Origin of the sequence: Protofrankia sp. Cr1 (assembly GCF_963555865.1) — a bacterium.
GTDB lineage: Bacteria > Actinomycetota > Actinomycetes > Frankiales > Frankiaceae > Protofrankia.
Genome location: NZ_CAUVXO010000346.1, coordinates 1 through 3,781, shown reverse-complemented (window position 1 = coordinate 3,781; position 3,781 = coordinate 1). Strand labels below are relative to the sequence as shown.

General features: G+C 65.9%; 4 protein-coding genes. 3 read left to right on the top strand and 1 reads right to left on the bottom strand.

The annotated features are described in order from the left end of the window. From U9980_RS20895 to U9980_RS20885, 3 genes are all read left to right on the top strand, one after another. A partial coding sequence (locus U9980_RS20895; protein WP_322769472.1) for a hypothetical protein occupies window positions 1–756 on the top strand: 756 nt, incomplete at its 5' end. 49 nt (window positions 757–805) lie between these two features. Continuing rightward, window positions 806–1,078: a transposase domain-containing protein gene (locus tag U9980_RS20890; RefSeq protein ID WP_322769471.1), complete on the top strand. Its 273-nt coding sequence runs from the start codon at window positions 806–808 to the stop codon at window positions 1,076–1,078. After that, window positions 1,075–1,233: a hypothetical protein gene (locus U9980_RS20885; protein ID WP_322769470.1), complete on the top strand. Its 159-nt coding sequence runs from the start codon at window positions 1,075–1,077 to the stop codon at window positions 1,231–1,233. Before U9980_RS20890 ends, U9980_RS20885 begins: the two co-directional genes overlap by 4 nt. Before the next feature lie 24 nt (window positions 1,234–1,257). Here the strand turns inward: U9980_RS20885 and U9980_RS20880 are convergent, their stop codons facing one another. Continuing rightward, complete coding sequence (locus tag U9980_RS20880) at window positions 1,258–3,300, bottom strand: recombinase family protein (RefSeq protein ID WP_322769469.1); 2,043 nt, start codon at window positions 3,298–3,300, stop codon at window positions 1,258–1,260. Between the last annotated feature and the right edge of the window lie 481 nt (window positions 3,301–3,781).

The following is a 3,781-nucleotide window of genomic DNA, read 5'->3' as shown; positions in this document are numbered from 1 at the left end:
GCATTTCAGCAGGCGGGGTGCCCTCGGGCGGAAGCCGAGGACCCCCACCCGTGTCGGCTACCGAACGGATCTATCGTTCCTAAGTCCACTCTAAATTTAAGTCTGGAGGCTTTAATGTCGGACACAAGGGGGGCGCCACATGAAAGAGGCTGGAGAAGACCTGAAGTAATAGTCGGCATTATCGGCGCCGCAATTGGTGCAATTAGTATTGCGATCACAGTTCTACAACTACAGGAAGGTAAATCTGCGGCTGCGCTGCCCATCACGACCCCCGCCGGTATCGATGGGACTCATTCCGCTAAGAAAAACATTCTGCCCGACACCCGCGAATGTCTGATCGGTACATGGAATCTCTCTCGTTGGAGAGTAATAGTTAACGCATCTCAGTTCATTCTGGATACCCCCGGCACTGTCGATCTGATCACAACCGATATCTCCACGGGTATCCTTCAGTTCAACGACGATGGAAGCGGGAGCCAGACGGAAAAAATGACGCTCAGCGGCTACGGCAACGCGGACAGAAATTTCTACTCCATAACTACGAACGAGCAGTTTACCTTCCGCTTCACTGTCAGCGGGACCACCATCAGCTACGGGTCGCCAGTCGGGTCAGCTGTCGTCGATTCCAGCATCAATCACGAGTTTCTGGGCAGGCAGACTGTCCATGGGCGGCTGGACCCCGATTCCTTCACCTGCTCGGACGACAGACTGACTCTCAGCAGTTCCGGATACAGCGCGGAGTACGAACGCGGCTGAGCCCCAATGGCCATGCTTTAGATGATCATTGTGCAGGTAGGGTCGCGATGTGTCGCATGATGCGAGTGAGGGCCTCTCGCCGGGGGGCTGGCTGCCGGACCGGGTGACGGTCGGGGCGTTGACGCAGGTGTTCACGCCGGAGCTGCGGCGGCGGTCGTTGCCGTCGCGGTTGATGGTCTATTTCGTGTTGTCGTCGTTGTGGCTGTTTCGCGGGCGCAACTGTGGCTATGTGCAGGTGTTGTCGCAGCTGGCGGACGGGACCTACCTGGCCCGGCTGAACCCGACCCGCAGGGCCGACGGCCCTGCGGGCCGGTGCGGGTGATCGAGTACACCGTACACACTACCGGTCCAGACGGCACGGGGACCTCGGAGCTGTTCTGCCTGGTCACGGACCTCCTCGACGTCGAGGAGTGGCCGGCGTTGGACCTGGCGGAGGCCTACCGGGACCGGTGGACCGTGGAGATGAGCCACCGGTAGTGCACCTCAAGCTGTGATCCTCTTTCATGTCGGGGTTCCTTCCTGGCTCGGTTCCGCCTGTTCGGTGGGTTCGGTCCAGCGTGCCCGGGTGTAGTAGCCCGGTGGACGGGCCCGGCGTTCACGCAGACGCCCGATCTCGGCGGCGTCAGCAGTGATGATCCAGTATTTGCCGTCCGGGTGGTGTCGTGCGGTGATCCATCCCCGGTAGATCCAGGTGTAGACGGTGGCGGTCGGCATCCCCATTGCTGTGGCGAGTTCACCAACCGACCACTGGTCGGGTCCCAGGTTGGTCAGCGCGGTCGACGTGCCGCGAGGGTGGTGGATCCGGACGCCGAGCCGGCGGGTCAAGGCCAGGACCTGCCCGGGGCCGAACCGGTCGGTGCGTTTGGGTGGGCGCAGCCCGTCGGTGTTGAGCTGGTCGGCGATCTGCCGGCTGGACAGGCCGCGCCCGGCCAGCTCGGTGACCCGTGCGACCAGCTGGGGGTAGCAGGACAGCTGGTCGAGGCGGGCGACCGGGCGGGCGGCCTGCCCCGTGGTCTGGTGACCGCCAGCCCAGACGATGGTCACGTTCACCGTCTCGCTGTCCCCGACGACCCCCACAATGATCGTGTCGATGAGAGTGCGGAGGAGTTCTTTGCGGTCGGTGGCGGTGGTGGGCGGGGCGTGCCAGACGGCCGGGAGATCATGGGCGAGGGCGCGGATCGCCGCGTGTTCACCGGCGGTCAGGGTGCGCGGCTGGGTCTCGGTGAACCGCTGGTAGTCGGCGGTCAGCCGGTCGGCCGCGGCCAGCGCGGCTTCCCAGTCGGCTTCCAGTTGCCGGGTAACCAGCCGGTTCTCCGGCTCGGCCAGCTGGTACTGGCGTCGGGCACGGTCGGCGGCGTAGCGGGCGCGGTCCAGCCGCTGACGCCACAACGTGTCGAGGGTGGCCCGTTCCGCTTCGGCCTGTCCCGCGGCCTGCAGGGAAACCTCCAGGGCGGCCGGGGCGGCCGCGTCCAGCAGCTGGCCGGTCACGTACCGGTCCAGGGCGGGTCCGGTGATGTGCTGGCACACCGTGCCGGTGCCATAGTTGGCCTTGTCATAGCCGCAGGTGTAGCCGTGGGCGGGGTTGCGACTGGTCGGGGTGTGGTAGCGGACCGTCATCCGATGGCCGCCGCACAACCCGCACCGCACCACACCGGCCAGCAGAGCGGATCCGCCCCGCGGGGCACCCGGGGATCCGGCGATCTGCCGGTTCGCGGCCATCCGGGCGAGGTTCGCCTCATAGCGTTCGGCCGTGATGTAGGCGGGCATCCGATCCGGGAGGACCACCAGCCACTCGTCCCGACCGCAGGTCACCCGTCCGGTGCTCGGCCGGCCGGGTACCGTCCGCCGCGGCTCGATCCGGCGCCGCCCGTAGGCGTAGTACCCGGCGTAGATCGGATTGTGCAGCATGATCTGCAGGGTTTCGCGGGACGGCCGGCGCCAGGACAACTCGCCTTTCTCCAGACCACTGTGGGCCCGCACCGGAAGCCCAATTCCATGATCGGCGAAGTAGCGCAGCACGGCGTTGAGCGTGCCGAGCCGGTCGAAGGTGTCGAAGACCAGCCGTACCACCGTCTGGGCCTGCCCGTCCGGGTCGAGCACGACCTCTCCCGACGGGCGGCGCACATAGCCGATCGGCACCGGGACGGCCAGTTCCCCGCGTTCGGCTTTCGCCAGCCGACCGGAGGCCATCCGCTGCCTGATCAGGTAAAGCTCCGCCTCGCTCATCGTCCCTTTCAGCCCCAACAGCAGCCGGTCGTTATAGAAACGAGGGTCATAGACCCCGTCGGAATCCGCGAGCAGAGCACCCGACAACGAACACAACTCCACCAGCTGATGCCAGTCCCGGCCGGTCCGGGCCAGCCGGGACATCTCGATACCCAGCACGATCCCGACCCGTCCCATCGTCACCTCGGTGACGAGTTTCTGGAAGCCAGGGCGTGCCGCCGCGATCGCCGCCGACCGGCCCAGATCATCATCAATCACCACGACCCGTGACCGAGCCCAGCCCAATGCCACCGCCCGTTCCACCAACCCGTACTGCAAGCGGGTCGACTCGACATGCTCCTGTACCTGCTGCCTGCTCGACTATCGGACATAGACGACCGCCGCACGATCATGATGTTCGGGTCGGATCTTTCCCTCGGACTGCCCCCACGGCCGGTACGTCGCCACACTCACCGTGACCGCCCCCGCCCACACGCATCGCGGCTCGGGCCGCCAGCACACCCAGCAGACGTACCGCCGCCATCCGCCGCTCGACCGGGATCCTCAACCACACCCGGGACTGGGGGGCTCGATCCCGTCACCGGACATCTCGACCCACCCCCTGCCTCATCCGCCAGCGACCGCAGCCGCTCGACCAGATCGACCAACCGCAGCAACGCCTCCACACCGATTATCGCCCCGCCCCGCGAGGAGGCACCCGGTTCAGGGGCATCATGAGTGGCGCACTGAGACCGGGAACAAACAGCTCAAAACCTACCTACGCAGCCTGGGGAAGGTCCTGCGCTCGAAGCACCCCGAC